Source organism: Novosphingobium profundi (genome assembly GCF_018491765.1).
GTDB lineage: Bacteria > Pseudomonadota > Alphaproteobacteria > Sphingomonadales > Sphingomonadaceae > Novosphingobium > Novosphingobium profundi.
Genome location: NZ_JABWCU010000013.1, coordinates 89073 through 104821, shown reverse-complemented (window position 1 = coordinate 104821; position 15749 = coordinate 89073). Strand labels below are relative to the sequence as shown.

Below are 15749 nucleotides of genomic sequence, written 5' to 3'. Positions count from 1 at the left end.
CATTTTTCAGGCAGGCCTGCCTGAAACTTGCGCACGAAATTGCCTTCCCCGCCGATAAAACATTGCGAAAAACCGGGCGAAAGAGGGTAAATCTTGCAAATCCGGTCTTTTCGCGCCTGCGCACTTCGCCTACCAAGGAACGGTTTCCAATGGCCCGAAACCTGTTAGGATTCGGGCGCGAGGGATCCGGTTTCCGGACGCCCCCCTCGCAAGTGCAGTCCGGGCGAAAAGAAAAAGGTCCAGTCAGGCGTGAAGAAGATCGAAGCTATCATCAAGCCCTTCAAGCTCGACGAGGTCAAGGAGGCGCTGCACGAAGTGGGCGTGTCCGGGATCACCGTGACGGAGGCCAAGGGCTTCGGTCGGCAGAAGGGGCATACCGAGCTTTATCGCGGCGCGGAGTACGTCGTCGATTTCCTGCCCAAGGTGAAGCTGGAAGTCGTCGTTTCGGATACTCTTGCCGAGCGCGTGGTTGAGGCCATTGCCGATGCGGCACAGACCGGCCGGATCGGCGACGGCAAGATTTTCGTGGTCCCTGTCGAGACCGCGATCCGTATTCGCACGGGCGAGCGCGACGACGAGGCTCTCTGAGCGCCCGTCGCCGGCTTCGGTGCCGCGGCGCTGGAAACCAAGGCGATTTTTGGCCGGGAAGCCGGCCTGACAACGGGAACCTACCGGCAGGGGGCCGGATGCGTTCCCCGACAAATCCACCCCCAGGTCTTTTCCGAGGACCGGAAAAGTAAGTTTGGAGAACCACACATATGGCTACTGCAAAGGACGTCCTTGCCAAGATCAAGGACGAGGAGATCGAATGGGTCGATCTTCGCTTCACCGATCCCAAGGGCAAGTGGCAGCACCTCACCATGTGCGCGGGCGTCCTGGGTGAAGACGAGCTCGAAGACGGCCTGATGTTCGACGGCTCCTCGATCGAGGGCTGGAAGACGATCAACGAGTCGGACATGATCCTCAAGCCCGACCTCGAGGCCGTCTACGTCGATCCGTTCTCGGCCACCCCGATGCTGATCCTGTTCTGCGACATCGTCGAGCCCTCGACCGGCGAACTCTACGCACGTGACCCGCGCTCGACCGCGAAGCGCGCCGAGTCGTTCGTCAAGTCGGCCGGTTTCGGCGACACCGTGTTCGTCGGCCCCGAAGCCGAGTTCTTCATGTTCGACGACGTGACCTTCTACGACGGTTACGACGGCAACGGCTTCAAGATCGACGACGTCGAACTGCCGACCAACACCGGCAAGTCGTACGACACCGGCAACCTCGCGCACCGTCCGCGCGCCAAGGGCGGCTACTTCCCCGTCGCGCCGGTCGACAGCTGCACCGACATCCGCGCCGAGATGGTCACCACCATGCTCGAAATGGGCCTGCCCTGCGACAAGCACCACCACGAAGTGGCCGCGGCCCAGCACGAACTCGGCCTGACCTTCGGCACGCTGACCACCACCGCCGACCGCATGCAGATCTACAAGTATGTCGTCATGATGGTCGCGCAGGCCTACGGCAAGACGGCGACCTTCATGCCCAAGCCGATCATGAAGGACAACGGCTCGGGTATGCACACGCATATTTCGATCTGGAACGAGGGTGACAACACTTTCGCGGGCAACGGCTACGCCGGCCTCTCGGAGACCTGCCTCTACTTCATCGGCGGCGTCATCAAGCACGCCAAGGCGCTCAACGCCTTCACCAACCCGACCACCAACAGCTACAAGCGCCTGGTCCCGGGTTACGAAGCTCCGGTTCTGCTCGCCTACTCGGCGCGCAACCGTTCGGCCTCGTGCCGCATTCCCTACGGTGCCGGCACCAAGGCGAAGCGCGTGGAATTCCGCTTCCCCGACGCGATGGCCAACCCCTACCTGTGCTACTCGGCGCTGCTGATGGCCGGCCTCGACGGCATCAAGAACAAGATCCACCCCGGCGAAGCCATGGACAAGAACCTCTACGACCTGCCGCCGGCAGAGCTCGCCGAAGTTCCCACCGTGTGCGGCTCGCTGCGCGAGGCTCTGGAATCGCTCCAGGCCGATCACGCGTTCCTTCTGGAAGGCGACGTCTTCACCGAAGACCAGATCGAAGCCTACCTCGAACTCAAGTGGCCCGAAGTGCTGCGTTGGGAAACCACGCCTTCGGCCGTTGAATTCGACATGTACTACAGCGCCTGATCGGCCCGCTTTAGTGCATCGTCCTCCTTGCGGAGGGCCGAAATCGGTTCGCCGAGTGGGGCGCCGGGAGCAATCCCGGCGCCCTTTTCGTTACAATTTGAGGAATTTTTCCGGGGAACGGGGGGCAAGCGCCCGCGTTGAACCTCCCCGAAAGGAGAATTCCATGCGTTCGACGCAAACGATTCTAGCCGCAACGGTCGCGAGCATTGCGCTCGTCGCCGGTGCCGCCTCCGCCCAGCCCGGTGGCAATGGCCATGGCAATAGCGAACACAAGGGTAACTCTGAGGCCCACGGCAACGCGAAGCCTGGCAATAGCCAGAAGCAGCAGCAGGCGCAGCATCAGCAGGCCCAGCGTCAGCAGGCCCAGCGGCAGCAGGCCCAGCGGCAGCAGCAGCAGCAGCAGCAGCGTCAGGCACAGGCCGCGCAGAAGCGGCGCGCCCAGCGTTACGTCGCGCACCGCGAGCCGCGCCAGGATATCCGCCGGGTAAGCTACAGCGGTCCGAGCGGCCACAAGGTCTTCGTTCCCACCAACGATCGCGTGCGGGTCGTGACCACGCGGCGTGACAACGATTGGCGCCGGGTTACGCGCCGTGTGAGCTACGACGGCTGCCCGCCGGGCCTTGCCAAGAAGTACAACGGCTGCACCCCGCCGGGGCTCGCGCGCGCACCCACGCGCAACTGGTCACGCCCGGACTGGTACTGGAACGACTACAACCGCGACTACAACTATCGCTATGTCGATGGCTACATGGTGCGCACGAGTTCGAGCAACTCGATCCTGAGCTACGTGCCGCTGCTGGCCGGTGCACTCGCCATCGGCAACACCTGGCCGGGCAATTACCAGAGCGTGGCGCTGCCCTCGTACTATGACAGCTACTACGGTCTGGGTGGTTCGGATTCGTACCGCTATTACGGCGACACGATCTACCGCGTCGAGCCGGGCAGCTCGCGGATCGATTCGGTTGCGGCGGTGCTGGTCGGCAACGACATCGTCGTCGGTCAGCCGATGCCCTCGGGCTATGACATCTACAACGTGCCCTACGGCTATCGCGACCAGTACTACGACAGCGACGATGCCTATTATCGCTACAGCGACGGGTACATCTACCAGCTCGATCCGACCACGCGCCTCGTCCAGGCGGCGATCGAACTGCTCGTCTGAACCCGGAAGGAAACCTGATCCATGCTTACATTTTCCAAGGGATTGCGCACGCTTCCAGTGCGCCGCGCAGGACTGGTGCTGGCGGCGGCTTCGGCCATGGCGCTGGCCGCCTGCTCGGGCAAGACGCCCAGCGGCGATGCCAGTACCGGTGCGGCGCAAGCTTCAGCCGACCTGCTGGTGCCCGAAAAGACCTCGCTCGAGGACCAGCTGGCCAATGCCGATGGGCTGCAGACGGTTGCGCAGGCGCTCAAGGACACCGGGCTCGCCAGTGTCTTCTCGGGCAAGGGCAGCTACACCTTGCTGGCGCCCGAGGACGCGACCTTTGCGGACCTCGGCGATGCCGGAAAGTCGCTGACCGACGGTTCGGACAACGCCGCGATGGCCGCGCTGCTCAAGCAGCACATGCTGACCGGCTACGTCACCCCGCAGGACATCGGTGCGGCGATCGAGGCCAGCAAGGACGGTGAAGTGAAGATGCCCAGCCTTTCGGGCGACGAGCTCACCTTCACAAAGTCGGGCGACACGATCACGGTCGCCTCGCCCGATGGCGCCAAGGCGACCTTCGACGGCGCCGCGCTGGCGGGCGGCGAAAGCGTGGCGATCCCCGTGAGCGGGTTGCTGCGCGACGTCTCCTGAGGCTTTACCGTCAAGCCGAAGTCACGAGCCCCCGTCGGACCCCGGTCCCTCGGGGGCTCTTGGTGTCCGCTCTGCAAACGCCTCAGAAGCTGAGCACGGCCTCGCCGATCGCGTCCCAGACCTGGGCCAGTTCGTCCTCGGTGATCGCGAAGGGCGGCATGACGTAGACGGTGTTGCCGAGCGGGCGCAGCAGGACGCCGCGTTCGCGGAAGAAGGCCATGAGGCGCGGGGCCAGGTCGTTGAGGTAGCCGGTCGCCTCGCCGCTCTTGAGATCGAGCGCGGCGATGGTGCCGAGGGACCTTGGGTTGTCGAAGTGGTAGACCTGTCCGAGCTTGTCGAGCCATTCGGCCTGCCTTGCGGCGAGCGCTGTGATGCGCTCGCGCACCGGCTCCTCGCGCCAGATCGCGAGATTCGCCGCCGCCGCCGCGCAGGCGAGCGGGTTGGCGGTGTAGCTCGAGGAATGGAAGAACATCCGCGCGCGGTCCGTGGAGAGGTGCGCCGCGTAGATCGCCTCGCTCGCCATCGTGACGGCCAGCGGCACCGCGCCGCCGGTAAGGCCTTTGGAGAGGCACAGGATGTCGGGCACGACGCCGGCCTGCTCGCAGGCGAGCAGGGTGCCGGTGCGGCCCCATCCGGTCATCACCTCGTCGGCGATGAACAGCACCTCGTGCGCGGCGCAGATCCGGCGCATCTCGGCCAGTACGGCGGGGGGATAGACCAGCATGCCGCCTGCGCCCAGGATCAGCGGCTCGACGATGAGCGCGGCGGCATCGCCTGCACGGCACAGCGCCTCGAGCGCGTCGTAAGTCGCCTGCTCGGCGCCCGGCGCGGGGAAGGGGATGCGTCCGACATCGAACAGCAGCGGGTCGTAGGGCTGGTTGAACACGCCGCGTTCGCCCACTGACATCGCGCCGATGGTGTCGCCGTGGTAGGAATGCTCCATGACGAGGATGCGGCTGCGCGCCGCGCCCTGCCAGTGCCAGTAGCCGAGTGCCATCTTGAGCGCGACCTCGACACTGGTCGATCCCGAATCGGAGAAGAACACGCGCGTCAGGCTCTCGGGCATGATTTCGCGCAAGGCCGCGGCCACCTCTTCGGCGGGGCCATGGGTCCAGCCCGCGAAGATCATCTGGTCGAGCTTGCCCGCCTGCTCGGCGATCGCGGCCATGATGCGCGGATTGCAGTGGCCATGCGTGGTCACCCACCAGGACGAGATGGCGTCGATCACGCTGGTCCCGTCGGCAAGGTGCAGCCGCGCGCCCTCGGCGCGTTCGACACGGGGGATCGGCTCGTTCAAGCCGTGCTGGGTGAAGGGGTGCCAGACCGAAGAGGTGCTCATGCGCGAAAGTCCTCCAGCGAGAAATGGGCCGCGAAGGCAGCGCGCAGGCCCTCGGGGGTAAGCGGGTCGAGGCGCGGCAACCGGCCGAGACGTTTAACCTTGCCCATCGCGCAGACGATCGCCTCGCTGTCCTCGACCGCATCGCCCACGAAGGCGACGCCAAGCACGCGCAGGCCGCGCGCACGCAGCGCCTCGAGCGAGAGCAGCGCGTGGTTGATGGTGCCAAGCTGCGTGCGCGCGACGAGGACGACGGGGGCGCCCCAGCGCACGAACTGGTCGGCGTAGGTCTCGCTGCGCGAGATCGGCACGTGGAGGCCGCCCGCACCCTCGACCACCAGCGGGCCTTCCACCTCGGGTAGTGCAAGGCGGGCGGGATCGATCGTCACGCCGTCGATCTCGGCGGCGAGGTGCGGCGAGCAGGGGGTGGCGAGGCGGTAGGCTTCGGGCAGCAGTTTCTCAGGCGCCAGGCCGGCGAGGTTGCCCACGCGCGCGGCATCGGTCGCGCCGAAGGTCTCGTGCGGTTCGACGCCCGCCTGCACCGGCTTCCAGTAGTGCGCGCTGAGCGCGCCGGCGAGCGCGGCGGCGAAGACGGTCTTGCCGATCTCGGTGTCGGTGCCGGTGACGACGATCGTGCGGCGGGCCATCGCATCGAGGCTCGGGTTGGGCATGCTGGGGTTCACCTCGTGCTGGTCAGGTGGATGGTGACCACCTCGTATGTGGCCGTAGACCCGTTACCTTCGAATTGCGCCATGACTGCGCGCAGGTCCGCAGGCGCAAGCGGGACGTGGTCGGGATGGGCGGTGCCCGCGCCGATCGCCTTGACCGCGCGCAGGAAGGCGCGGGCATCGGCGAAGGGCTGGCGGTGTTCGTCGACCGAGACTTGGGCCTGGGGGAGCGCCGCAAAGGTCTCGGGTGGAAGGAAACGCGGGGTGCCGGGGGTGAGGCGCTGCGCGGCGTGGGCGGCGCGCCACTCGGCGAACGTCCCGGCCCCCAGCGTCGTCACCACCAGGTGACCGCCGGGCGCAAGCCAGCCGCGCAGGCGTTCGAGCGCTGTCGGCGCCGCGTCGAACCACTGCATGGCAAGGCTCGAGACGATGAGATCGAAGCCGCGTTCGCCCGGATCGCCGTGCTCGCCGTCAAGCGGCGCAAAGCGACGACCCGGGGCCTCGCCGATGCGCGCCCGGCAGCGTTCGAGCATGGCAGGAGAGAGATCGGTGACGAGCCAGTCGCCGCGAAGGCCGGCCTCGAGCAGGGCCGAGGTCAGGAACCCGGTACCGCAACCGATTTCGAGCAGGCGCGGCGCTGCGGGGAGGCTGAGCGCGGCGATCCGCGCCGCGAGCGCGCGGGCGACCTCGCGCTGGACAGGGGCGTTCTCCTCGTAGCGCTCGGCGCCCGCGAAGGCGCGTTCGACTTTGCCGCGCGGTGCGATCATCGCCATCTCACGTCGGTAGCGTGGCCAGCGCCGCGCGCACGACCTCGGCGCAGAACGCCGGATCTTCGCGCGGGAGAAGATGTCCGCCGGGATGGACGAGACGCCGGGCCTCGCAGCCGGAAAACGCGCCCTCGCGCATCTCCGCGCTCAGCAACGGGTCTGCCGCGCCCTGTACGAGCGTGAGCGGCACTTCGGGCATGGGCGCGCGTTCGTCGCGCAGGCGCGCGAGATCGGCGGCCAGAGGTACCTGATCGGGTTGGGGACATTCGTCCGATGCGCCGCAGGTCCGGCGGAACTCGGCGAGGACGGCTGCGGGATCCTGCCCGAGGCGGCGCGCCATGCGGTCGATCACGCGCAGCGGGACGCCGGCGCGCCCGTCGTGCGCGCCGAAGCGGTCGAAGCCGTTGAAGGCGACGAGGCCGACGAGGCCGGGCGGCGGATCGGCCAGCACGCGCATCGTGCCGAAACTGTGCGCGAGCGCGAGGCAGGGGCCCTCGATCGCGGGGGCGAGCGGTGCGCCGAAGTAGCCGCGATCGTCGGCAAGGCCCTCGTGCTCGGCAAGCGCGGCGCGCAGCGGGTCCCAGAAATGCCGGTTGAAGCCCCAGCCGTGGAGGAAGAGCAGCTTCACCGCAGCGCCTCGAGCGCGGCGAGGAGGGCATCGACGTCCTCGGCCGAATGCGCGGCGCGCAGCGCGATGCGAAGACGGCTCGAGCCGGGGGGAACCGTCGGCGGACGGATCGCCGAAACGAGGAAGCCCGCCGCCTCGAGCCGGGCCGAGAGCGCGAGGGTATCCTCTTCAGGGCCGATCAGCGCGGGCACGATCTGCGTGCTCGACGCGCCGTGGTCGAAGCCGAGGCGGGCAAGGCCGGTGCGCAGGCGATCGCCGAGCGCGCCAAGATGCGCGCGCTCGGCCTCCATCTGGGGCACGAGGTCGAGCGCGGCGTCGATCGCGCCCAGCACCGCAGGCGGCGGCGCGGTCGTGAAGATGAAGCCGCTGGCGGTGTTGACGAGATAATCGATCAGCACCTGCGAGCCCGCGACATAGGCCCCGAATCCGCCAAGCGCCTTGCTGAAGGTGCCCATGATGAGGTCGATGCCGCCCGGAACCTGCGCCGAGAGCCCTGCGCCGCCGGGGCCCAGCACGCCTGTCGCGTGCGCTTCGTCGACATAGAGCGCGGCCTCGTGGCGCGCGGCGATTTCGGCGAGGCGGGCCACGTCGGCGCGGTCGCCGTCCATCGAGAACACGCTTTCGGTGAGGATCAGGCGCGCAGGCGCATCGTGGCCCTTGCTCGCCAGGAGCGTCTCGAGATGGTCAAGGTCATTGTGGCGGAAGCGCACTTGCCGCACCCCGGCGGTGGCGAGCCCGGCGTGCATCGAGGCGTGGATCAGCCGGTCGGTGAAGACCACGCAGCCCGGCACGGCGGCGAGCAGGGCGGGGATCACCGTTGCGTTGGCCTGCCAGCCGCTGGCGAAGACGAGCGCGGCCTCGGCGTGCTTGAAGCGGGCGATGCGCGCCTCGAGCGCCATCTGCTCGGCGCTCGTGCCGGTGACCAGTCGGGAGGCGCCCGAGCTGGTGCCGAGCCGCTGCGTCCATTCCACCGCGCGCGCGGCGAGGAGCGGGTGGCGGGCGAGGCCGAGGTAGTCGTTGCTCGAGAAATCGACGAGGCGGCGACCCTCGCGGGTGATCCGCCCCGCGCCGTCGAGCGCGGCGGGGCGCAGCACCCGGCGCTGGCCGGCGCTCTCGATCCGGGCCAGCGCGGCCTGCAGGAAGGGGGCGAGCCGTGTCATGATCGCTGCCGGTTATGGCAAGCGGGCCCGCGAGACAATGGCGCAAGGGCAACTTCCTGTTGCGCAAAGGGCAATGGCGCCGCTTCAGGGGCGTCCGAGCGCGATCCTGAGCTTGCCGGAGAGGCCCTTTGCGCGGGCCATGTCGGCGAAGAGGCGGCGCCATTCGAACAGGGCGATGCGCAAGGGGTTATGCGATTCGCACGGGGTGACGAGCCCGAAGCGCAAGGTGCGTCCGTCCGGCGCGCTGCGGAACGTGCCGAAGAGGCGGTCCCACACGATTAGAACGCCGCCGAAGTTGCAGTCGAGGAACTCGGCCTCGCTGGCGTGGTGCACGCGGTGGTGCGCGGGGGTGTTGAAGATCCATTCGAGCGGACCCAGCCGTCCGACCATCTCGGTGTGGAGCGGGAACTGGTAGAGCAGGTTCGCGCCCAGCAGCAGCGTGACCACCAAAGGGGGAAATCCCAGGAAGATTAGCGCCAGGAAGAACAGCCAGCCCAGCGAGACCAGTTCGGTCCAGCCCAGCCGCACGGCGCTTGGCAGGATGTATTGCTGCGCGGAATGGTGCACCGCGTGGGTCGCCCAGAGCCAGCGCGTGGTGTGGCTCATGCGGTGGAAGGCGTAATAGGCGAGCTCCACCGCGAAGAACCCGGCGATCCAGGTCCGGGCGTCATCGACGGGGAACTGAACCGGCGCGAGCGCGGCCGCGCTGAGGAAGGCGAGGCCGAGGATGATCCCGCCAAGCGGGCGGGTCACCGCCTGGACCAGCGCGACGCCGAGGCTGGCCAGAGCCCCGGCCGCGTCGTAGTCGGCCCGCGTGCGCCGCCGCCAGAGCATTTCGCCCCCGGCGAGCGCCAGCGCGATCAGCAGGATCCAGGGATGCTGCAGGGCAAGGCGCATGGCGTGTCCTCCGTGCCCGGGCGTCAGCCCTTGCGGGCGCGGATACGCGCGGCGAGGGCGTCCATTTCGGACTTGCTGACCGCGCCGTCGTGGTTGGAGTCGGCAATATCGAAACCGAGGGTGGGCCCCTCGACGAACTCCTTGCGGCTGAGGCGGCCGTCGTGGTCGGCGTCGAACTCGGTGCGCAGCGCGGTGAGCTTGTCGCCGTCCCAGCGGCTTTGCATCATGCCGGGCAGGTCGTTCTTGGTGAAATAGCCGTCCTTGTTGCGGTCCATGCGCTGCCAGTTGGCCTTGCGCGAGGCGATGAGCTCGGCGCGGCTGATCGAGCCGTCGTGGTTGGTATCGGCCGCACGCAGGCGCTCGAGCGCCTTTTCGCCCCCCGCGAACCCGGAGGGCTGGGCCGCCGCGGGAACCGTCGGGAACGCGGCGGCGATGGTGACGGCGAAGGCCGCGGTGAGCGGCAGGAGCGCGAAGGGAAGCGGGTTGGGCTTGGCGGACATGATCGGGTGCCTTTCCTTGGCGAGATGTCGAAATGGGGCCGGATGGACCCGAGGATCGGGGGCTGGGGTTGAAGGCCCATCCGGCCGGAGGGAACCGAAGCGCGAGACCAGGTGGGCTCGCGCTTCGGCAGTCGGGAGATGCGCTGGGCTCGGGGACGCTGGCCCTTTCGCCCATGCCCCGGTTGTGGCCTGGCACTGCATCGCCATGATGACGCCAAACCGGATGGTGATGGCAGGGGATGACAGGAGGCGGACGGTGTCACGGTTTGTCACAGCTTCGCCTCTGGCCGTGCGCGCGGGGCGGTGGCATCAGCTTTGCGCATGACCGAAAAGCCGCCGCGAATCCTCGTCGTCGATGATGACCCCGAATTGCGCAGCCTCCTGCAGCGCTTCCTCTCCGAGCACGGCTTCGCCGTGCGCGCGGTCGATTCGGGGCGCGGCATGGACCAGGCGCTCCAGCGCGAGCCGGCCGACGTCATCGTGCTCGACCTGATGATGCCGGGCGAGGACGGGCTGGCGATCCTGCGGCGCCTGCGCGTCGTGGGCGATCCGGTGCCGGTGATCATGCTGACCGCGCGCGGCGATCCGGTCGACCGCGTGGTCGGGCTCGAGATGGGGGCCGACGATTATCTGGCAAAGCCCTTCCTGCCGCGCGAGCTGGTGGCGCGCATTGCCGCGCTGCTGCGCCGGATGGCCCCCGAGCGGGTGATCGGACGCGAGGAAAGCGTGACCGTTGGCCCCTTCACCATCAACCACGCGACGCGGGTGGTGACGCGCGAGGGGGAAGTGCTCGCCTTGTCCTCGCGCGAATTCGCGCTGTTCGCGGCCTTCGCGCGCAGCCCGGGGCGTCCGCTCACGCGCGCGCAGCTGATCGACCGGGCGCTCGGCCGCGATGCCGAAGTGACTGATCGGGCGATCGACGTGCAGGTGGGACGGCTGCGCAAGGCGATCGGCGACGATGGCGCCGATCCGCGCTATCTGCGCACTGTCTGGGGGTTGGGCTATGTCCTGGTGGCGGGCGACGATGTTTAGGCGGCGCGGCGGGGCAGGGCGGCCGCGCTCACTCCTGCGGCGCAACGTGGCGCTGATGGTGGCGGTCGTGCTTGCCGGGCAGATTCTTGCCGGGCTCTTCGTGGTGCTCTTCGTGATGGGGCCGCAGATCGAGCGGGTGGCGGCGGTGAGCGCGGACATGGTCCTGGGCATCTCGCAGGGCATGGAGGGCCTGCCGGTGGACCGGCAGCGCGCGGTTCTGGCGCGTTTCGAGCGGGGCGGAGAGATCGAGATCCGCACCCGCCTTTCGGGCGCGGCGCCGCGCGCGCGCTTTCCCAGCTACATCGAACGCCGCTTCATCCGCGCGATGAACGCCCGGCTGGCGCCCGACCAGAACCTCGACTGGCGCAAGGGCGAGGGCAATCGCCTGTGGTTCCGCCTGCGGCTGGGCGCGAATTCCTACTGGGTGAGCGCCACCCCGCCCAGCCAGCGCAGCGCGCTTGCCAGCCTGGTCTATGCGCTGGCCTCGGCCTTCGTGGTGGCGGTGGCGGCGGGCCTCTACCTCCAGCGTCGGCTCGATGCACCGCTGCGCCGGCTCGCCGCCGAAGTCGAGGCCTACGATCCGCAGCGCGAGAGCGCGGCCGTCGCCGTAGCCGGTCCGCGCGAGGTGGCCGCGGTCGCCGGCGCCTTCAACCGCATGGCCGAGCGGTTGCGCGGCGAGGAGGCGGAACGCTCGCTCATGCTCGCGGGCGTCAGCCACGACTTGCGTACCCCACTCACCCGGCTGCGACTGTGCCTCGAGATGATGCAGGGGGACGACGCCGAGCTGGAGGCGAGCGCGGAGCGGCAGGTCGACCGGATCGAGGCCATGCTCGAGCAGTTCCTCGACTTCGCGCGCGGGTTTCAGAACGAGGCGGTGCGTTCGTGTGACCTGGGGCTGCTGCTGGTCATGATCCTGCGCGACACCGATCCCGAGAACCAGGTGCGCGCGTTCCTGCCCGAAGGTGTCGAGCTGCCGCTGCGCACGCTGGCCGTGTCGCGCGCGGTCGGCAATCTGCTGGGCAATGCCCTGCGCCACGGCACGGCGCCGATCACGCTCGAGCTGCGCGCGACCCCGCGCGAGGCGATCGTCGTCGTCGGCGATGCGGGCGAGGGTTTTGACGCAGCGCGCGCCGAAGAACTCACGCGCCCCTTCGCGCGCGGCGACAGCGCGCGCAGCGGCGACGGGGCCGGGCTTGGCCTCGCGATTGCCGAGCGGGTGGCGCTGGCCCAGGGCGGACGGCTGGAATTCGCGCAAGGCGGCTTCGGGTTCGAAGCGCGGATCGTTCTGCCGCGCAGCGCAGCCGGTTGAGAGCGCAGGTCGCGGCGTTTCGCGCCCCAGGCTTGCGAAGGGTGCGGGTCGTCCCGACATGGGGAATTCCCCTCGACGCCCCTCCCTGACGCCCAGAGGCACACGGCCAGGACGCCGTGCCCCCCGCGTCGCCGAATGACAGGATCCTTTCGCCATGAACGTCTTCATCATCGGTTCAGCCGGCAAGGTCGGCTCGCGTCTCGTGCCCCTGCTGGCCGAGGCCGGACACACGCCGCTCGCCTTCCACCGCAAGCCCGAGCAGGCCGAGGCCCTGCGCGCGGCGGGCGCAGTTCCCCTTGAGGGCGACATTACGCGCATCTCCCGCGAGGCGCTTGCGGAGCTGATGGCGGGAGCCGATGCGGTCGTGTTCACCGCGGGCGCGGGCGGCGCGGGCATCGCGCTGACCAACGCCATCGACGGCGAGGGCCTCGTCAAGGCGGTCGAGGCGGCGCAGCTTGCGGGCGTCGCGCGCTTCGTGCTGGTTTCCGCCTTCCCCGAGGCGGGGCGCAATGCCGCGCCGCAGGAGGGCTTCGAGAACTACATGGCTGTCAAGAAGCGGACCGACGCCTACCTTGCGCAAAGCGCGCTCGACTGGGTGATCCTGCGCCCGGGCACGCTGCGCGACGCGCCGGGGACGGGGCGGGTGAGCCTGGGCCTCGCGCTGCCTTACGGCTCGGTTCCGCGCGACGACGTGGCGCAGGCGCTGCTTGGCCTGCTCGAGCGCCCGCAGCTCTCGCGAATCATCCTCGAGCTGACCGAGGGGGAGACGCCGCTGGGTCAGGCGCTTGACGCGATGGGGTGATCGGCCGGGCGTAAACACCTGCATTCGCGCGACGAATCGATTCCATGTCGCGACGGGGCGAGCCCGGGCGGGTTGCCCGCCGGGCCGTCCTTGCGCACACAGCCCCCGTAATCGACGGGCCTCGTGCGGTGTGCGCAGGCAAGGCCCGCTCCCAGCAGGAAGGAACTCCCCCGATGTCGTCCGCCAAGCCTTATCGCAACACCCTTGCCTTCGCCGCAGCACTTGCCGCCGGCGCAACGCTCGCCGCAGCCCCGGCTGCCGCACAAGTCACCGCCGAGGCCAATGTCGCCAAGTGGCAGGGCCAGTGGGGCGGCGAGATCGGCGTGGGTTACCCGATCCTCGAGGACGGCGGCTTCAAGTTCACCCCCTCGGTCGGCGCCTTCCTCTACGACAAGGACCACCCGCGCTTCACCTCGGATGACGGCGTGTGCTACCGCCGCGCCGATGACGTCGCGGTCGACGACAAGCACTGCGACGGCACCGGCCTCAAGGCCTATGGCCGCGTCGAGGCGACCTACAGCCTGCCGATGGTGACGCTGGGCGTGGGCGCGCGCGTGATGGGCGATTCGGTGCGCGCCTATGGCACGGCGGGCATGCCGGTCCTGCCGCGCATCGATGCCAAGGTGAACGTGGGCGACGGCTACCTCGCCGCCGGTCTGCAGGCGCGCTTCTAAGGAAGAGCGAAGGGGTTTCGAGGGCCATCGCCCTCGAGCTCCCATGACCGTCGAGGGCAAGGCACGGCCCAGATGGTATTGGGGTTCAAGGGGCGATGGCCCCTTGTATCCCCTTATCCTTCCAGCAGATCGAGATAGGCGACCACGTCGTTGTCGGTCGCAATGAACAGGCCTTCCTGCGTCGCCTCGTCCTGCAGGTCGGCAATGCGCATGGCCTCGGTGAGGGGGCCGTAGAACAGCGTTTCGGCCGCGCCGCCCTCCATCGCATCGCTCAGGTGATAGAGCCGGACGGTCGCTTCGAGATAGGTGGTGCGCATCAGTCCGTCTCGCGCTTCGCGCCCTCCACGGTGCGTTCGAGGCGGGCGATTTCGGCCGCGCGGATAGCGCGTTCGCCCTTGGTCTGGCCATGTCGCGCGCGCGCTTGCTCGGCTTTCGCACCGGCGTCGGCGCGGGCCCTGGCCTTGCGGGCCATGCGAAGGTTGACGATCTCGGCCATCGAGGGCCAGTCTACGCCTCGACGGCGGCGGTTGTCACGCCCAGATCGGGCACGCCCACCGAACGCTTTCCGGCAAAATCGGTGCGCACGACGATGAGCCCGTCCTTTTCGAGGTAGTCGAGCAGGCGCTGGATGCGGCGCGGCGAGCTTGTGCCGTAGATGCGCGCCAGCGTCTCGTCGTCGGGGCAGGGCTCGCCGTCCATCGCCGCGCGGGCGATCACGTAGAACGGCGCGAGCGCGTCGTCGGGGACGTGCTTGGCGAGGTTGACGAGGTCGAACCAGCGCTCGTCCTCGGGGTTCTCGATCCCGGCGACGGCGGCGGCAAAGCCCCGGCGGAACATCGTCGCGTCGAGGCCGCGCACCGAGATGCCCTTCATTCGGCAGCGGATCGTGAAATCCTGGAACAGCGTGGTCGAGGACTGGAACAGGCTGTCCTCGTCCTTGGCCATGGCATTGAGGATCTCGAGCATCGCCTCGCGGTTTTCCTCCGGCTCGGGCTCGGGCCGTTCGGGGCGCGGGGGCAGGGCCTCGGCAGCCGGGCCCGAAGAGATGCTGTCGGAGAGCTCCTCCATCTCGATGCGCCGCCGCACGGGCCGCACGAAATCGGGCTTTTCCGGCTCGACGTGGAGATTGTCGTGAAGCAGCTCGCGCATGTCCTCGGTGGAGGCCTCGGGCAGCGGCATCAGGCCGGGCGTCACCGATTTGGCGCCGGTTTTCACCGATCCGATCCGGGTCTTGACCGGGCGGCGCGCGATGGCGGGGCCAAGGCCCAGGAACTCGCCGCGACCCAGATCGCGGATCTCTTCGGCCTGGCGGCGCTCCATGCCCAGAAGGTCGGCCGCGCGCGCCATGTCGATGTCGAGGAAGGTGCGCCCCATCAGGAAGTTGCTGGCTTCGGCCGCAACGTTCTTGGCGAGCTTTGCGAGTCGCTGCGTGGCGATCACGCCGGCCAGGCCGCGCTTGCGCCCACGGCACATGAGGTTGGTCATCGCGCCCAGCGACACGCGGCGCGCCTCTTCGGAGACTTCGCCGGCGGCGGCGGGCGCGAAGAGCTGGGCCTCGTCGACCACCACCAGCGCGGGGTACCACTGGTCGCGCGGGGCATCGAACAGGGCGTTGAGGAACTGCGCGGCGCACTTCATCTGCTGGTCGATTTCCAGCTCGTCGAGCGCGAGCACGACCGAGGCGCGGTGCTGGCGGATGCGCGCGCCCAGTTTGACGATTTCGGCCTCGCCGTAAGCCGCGCCGTCGATCACCACGTGGCCGAATTCCTCGGCCAGGCTGACGAAGTCGCCTTCGGGGTCGATCACGATCTGCTGGACGATGCTGGCGCTCTCTTCGAGCAGGCGGCGCAGCAGGTGCGACTTGCCGGACCCGGAATTGCCCTGCACCAGCAGGCGGGTCGCGAGAAGTTCCTTGATGTCGATTTCTGTCGGCTGGCCGGTGGCCGCGTTGCCGATGACGATGTTCGCGCTCACGGTCAGCCTCATGGCAAATCGGGGCGGGGGGAGGCA

Annotated in this window: 18 protein-coding genes; 8 read left to right on the top strand and 10 right to left on the bottom strand. The window is 68.7% G+C overall.

The window, feature by feature from the left end:
• Positions 1-249 precede the first annotated feature (249 nt).
• The 4 genes from HT136_RS16015 (at position 250) to HT136_RS16000 (ending at position 3966) form a co-directional block, all read left to right on the top strand.
• Positions 250-588: a P-II family nitrogen regulator gene (locus HT136_RS16015; RefSeq protein ID WP_039392137.1), complete on the top strand. Its 339-nt coding sequence runs from the start codon at positions 250-252 to the stop codon at positions 586-588.
• A gap of 170 nt (positions 589-758) precedes the next feature.
• Positions 759-2168 (top strand): type I glutamate--ammonia ligase, encoded by a 1410-nt coding sequence (glnA, locus tag HT136_RS16010; protein ID WP_214200797.1) that lies wholly within the window; start codon positions 759-761, stop codon positions 2166-2168.
• A gap of 163 nt (positions 2169-2331) precedes the next feature.
• A complete protein-coding gene (locus HT136_RS16005) occupies positions 2332-3330 on the top strand; it encodes a hypothetical protein (RefSeq protein WP_214200796.1) in 999 nt (332 codons plus the stop codon).
• A 21-nt stretch (positions 3331-3351) separates the two neighbouring features.
• On the top strand, positions 3352-3966 hold the full coding sequence (locus tag HT136_RS16000; protein WP_214200795.1) for a fasciclin domain-containing protein: 615 nt from the start codon (positions 3352-3354) through the stop codon (positions 3964-3966).
• 82 nt (positions 3967-4048) lie between these two features.
• On the opposite strand, the gene HT136_RS15995 is transcribed toward HT136_RS16000, so the two are convergent.
• The 7 genes from HT136_RS15995 to HT136_RS15965 all read right to left on the bottom strand — a co-directional run bounded on the left by HT136_RS15995 (position 4049) and on the right by HT136_RS15965 (position 9922).
• Complete coding sequence (locus tag HT136_RS15995; RefSeq protein ID WP_214200794.1) at positions 4049-5305, bottom strand: adenosylmethionine--8-amino-7-oxononanoate transaminase; 1257 nt, start codon at positions 5303-5305, stop codon at positions 4049-4051.
• Complete coding sequence (bioD, locus tag HT136_RS15990; protein WP_214200912.1) at positions 5302-5949, bottom strand: dethiobiotin synthase; 648 nt, start codon at positions 5947-5949, stop codon at positions 5302-5304. The genes HT136_RS15995 and bioD overlap by 4 nt, the downstream gene beginning before the upstream one ends.
• A 32-nt stretch (positions 5950-5981) precedes the next feature.
• On the bottom strand, positions 5982-6737 hold the full coding sequence (locus HT136_RS15985; RefSeq protein WP_214200793.1) for a methyltransferase: 756 nt from the start codon (positions 6735-6737) through the stop codon (positions 5982-5984).
• Between the two features lie 7 nt (positions 6738-6744).
• Positions 6745-7365, bottom strand: coding sequence for an alpha/beta fold hydrolase (locus HT136_RS15980; RefSeq protein WP_214200792.1), 621 nt, complete (start codon positions 7363-7365; stop codon positions 6745-6747).
• A complete protein-coding gene (locus HT136_RS15975) occupies positions 7362-8525 on the bottom strand; it encodes an aminotransferase class I/II-fold pyridoxal phosphate-dependent enzyme (protein WP_214200791.1) in 1164 nt (387 codons plus the stop codon). The genes HT136_RS15980 and HT136_RS15975 overlap by 4 nt, the downstream gene beginning before the upstream one ends.
• Before the next feature lie 84 nt (positions 8526-8609).
• Positions 8610-9422, bottom strand: a complete 813-nt coding sequence (locus tag HT136_RS15970) for a sterol desaturase family protein (protein WP_214200790.1) — start codon at positions 9420-9422, stop codon at positions 8610-8612.
• A 23-nt stretch (positions 9423-9445) separates the two neighbouring features.
• Entirely contained in the window at positions 9446-9922 is a 477-nt protein-coding gene (locus tag HT136_RS15965; RefSeq protein WP_214200789.1) for an EF-hand domain-containing protein, read from the bottom strand.
• Between the two features lie 321 nt (positions 9923-10243).
• On the opposite strand from HT136_RS15965, the gene HT136_RS15960 reads away from it, so the two are divergent.
• From HT136_RS15960 to HT136_RS15945, 4 genes are all read left to right on the top strand, one after another.
• Entirely contained in the window at positions 10244-10954 is a 711-nt protein-coding gene (locus HT136_RS15960) for a response regulator (protein ID WP_214200788.1), read from the top strand.
• Positions 10947-12263, top strand: a complete 1317-nt coding sequence (locus HT136_RS15955; protein WP_246543778.1) for an ATP-binding protein — start codon at positions 10947-10949, stop codon at positions 12261-12263. The genes HT136_RS15960 and HT136_RS15955 overlap by 8 nt, the downstream gene beginning before the upstream one ends.
• 154 nt (positions 12264-12417) lie before the next feature.
• Entirely contained in the window at positions 12418-13065 is a 648-nt protein-coding gene (locus tag HT136_RS15950) for an SDR family oxidoreductase (protein ID WP_214200786.1), read from the top strand.
• Positions 13066-13238: 173 nt separating this feature from the next.
• Entirely contained in the window at positions 13239-13739 is a 501-nt protein-coding gene (locus HT136_RS15945; protein ID WP_214200785.1) for a hypothetical protein, read from the top strand.
• Positions 13740-13852: 113 nt separating this feature from the next.
• Here HT136_RS15945 and HT136_RS15940 read toward each other — a convergent pair whose 3' ends face one another.
• The 3 genes from HT136_RS15940 to HT136_RS15930 are packed head-to-tail and all read right to left on the bottom strand — an operon-like array spanning position 13853 to position 15713.
• Complete coding sequence (locus HT136_RS15940; RefSeq protein WP_214200784.1) at positions 13853-14056, bottom strand: hypothetical protein; 204 nt, start codon at positions 14054-14056, stop codon at positions 13853-13855.
• Positions 14056-14235, bottom strand: coding sequence for a DUF4169 family protein (locus HT136_RS15935; protein ID WP_214200783.1), 180 nt, complete (start codon positions 14233-14235; stop codon positions 14056-14058). Before HT136_RS15935 ends, HT136_RS15940 begins: the two co-directional genes overlap by 1 nt.
• An 11-nt stretch (positions 14236-14246) precedes the next feature.
• Positions 14247-15713 (bottom strand): helicase HerA domain-containing protein, encoded by a 1467-nt coding sequence (locus HT136_RS15930; RefSeq protein WP_214200782.1) that lies wholly within the window; start codon positions 15711-15713, stop codon positions 14247-14249.
• Between the last annotated feature and the right edge of the window lie 36 nt (positions 15714-15749).

What these genes read in the sequence shown, in the direction of transcription:
- glnA (WP_214200797.1), top strand. Translation starts at nt 759, where the DNA reads ATGGCTACTGCAAAGGACGTCCTTGCCAAGATCAAGGACGAGGAGATC.
- HT136_RS16005 (WP_214200796.1), top strand. Translation starts at nt 2,332, where the DNA reads ATGCGTTCGACGCAAACGATTCTAGCCGCAACGGTCGCGAGCATTGCG.
- HT136_RS16000 (WP_214200795.1), top strand. Translation starts at nt 3,352, where the DNA reads ATGCTTACATTTTCCAAGGGATTGCGCACGCTTCCAGTGCGCCGCGCA.
- HT136_RS15995 (WP_214200794.1), bottom strand. Translation starts at nt 5,305, where the DNA reads ATGAGCACCTCTTCGGTCTGGCACCCCTTCACCCAGCACGGCTTGAAC.
- bioD (WP_214200912.1), bottom strand. Translation starts at nt 5,949, where the DNA reads ATGGCCCGCCGCACGATCGTCGTCACCGGCACCGACACCGAGATCGGC.
- HT136_RS15985 (WP_214200793.1), bottom strand. Translation starts at nt 6,737, where the DNA reads ATGATCGCACCGCGCGGCAAAGTCGAACGCGCCTTCGCGGGCGCCGAG.
- HT136_RS15975 (WP_214200791.1), bottom strand. Translation starts at nt 8,525, where the DNA reads ATGACACGGCTCGCCCCCTTCCTGCAGGCCGCGCTGGCCCGGATCGAG.
- HT136_RS15970 (WP_214200790.1), bottom strand. Translation starts at nt 9,422, where the DNA reads ATGCGCCTTGCCCTGCAGCATCCCTGGATCCTGCTGATCGCGCTGGCG.
- HT136_RS15965 (WP_214200789.1), bottom strand. Translation starts at nt 9,922, where the DNA reads ATGTCCGCCAAGCCCAACCCGCTTCCCTTCGCGCTCCTGCCGCTCACC.
- HT136_RS15960 (WP_214200788.1), top strand. Translation starts at nt 10,244, where the DNA reads ATGACCGAAAAGCCGCCGCGAATCCTCGTCGTCGATGATGACCCCGAA.
- HT136_RS15955 (WP_246543778.1), top strand. Translation starts at nt 10,947, where the DNA reads ATGTTTAGGCGGCGCGGCGGGGCAGGGCGGCCGCGCTCACTCCTGCGG.
- HT136_RS15950 (WP_214200786.1), top strand. Translation starts at nt 12,418, where the DNA reads ATGAACGTCTTCATCATCGGTTCAGCCGGCAAGGTCGGCTCGCGTCTC.
- HT136_RS15945 (WP_214200785.1), top strand. Translation starts at nt 13,239, where the DNA reads ATGTCGTCCGCCAAGCCTTATCGCAACACCCTTGCCTTCGCCGCAGCA.
- HT136_RS15940 (WP_214200784.1), bottom strand. Translation starts at nt 14,056, where the DNA reads ATGCGCACCACCTATCTCGAAGCGACCGTCCGGCTCTATCACCTGAGC.
- HT136_RS15935 (WP_214200783.1), bottom strand. Translation starts at nt 14,235, where the DNA reads ATGGCCGAGATCGTCAACCTTCGCATGGCCCGCAAGGCCAGGGCCCGC.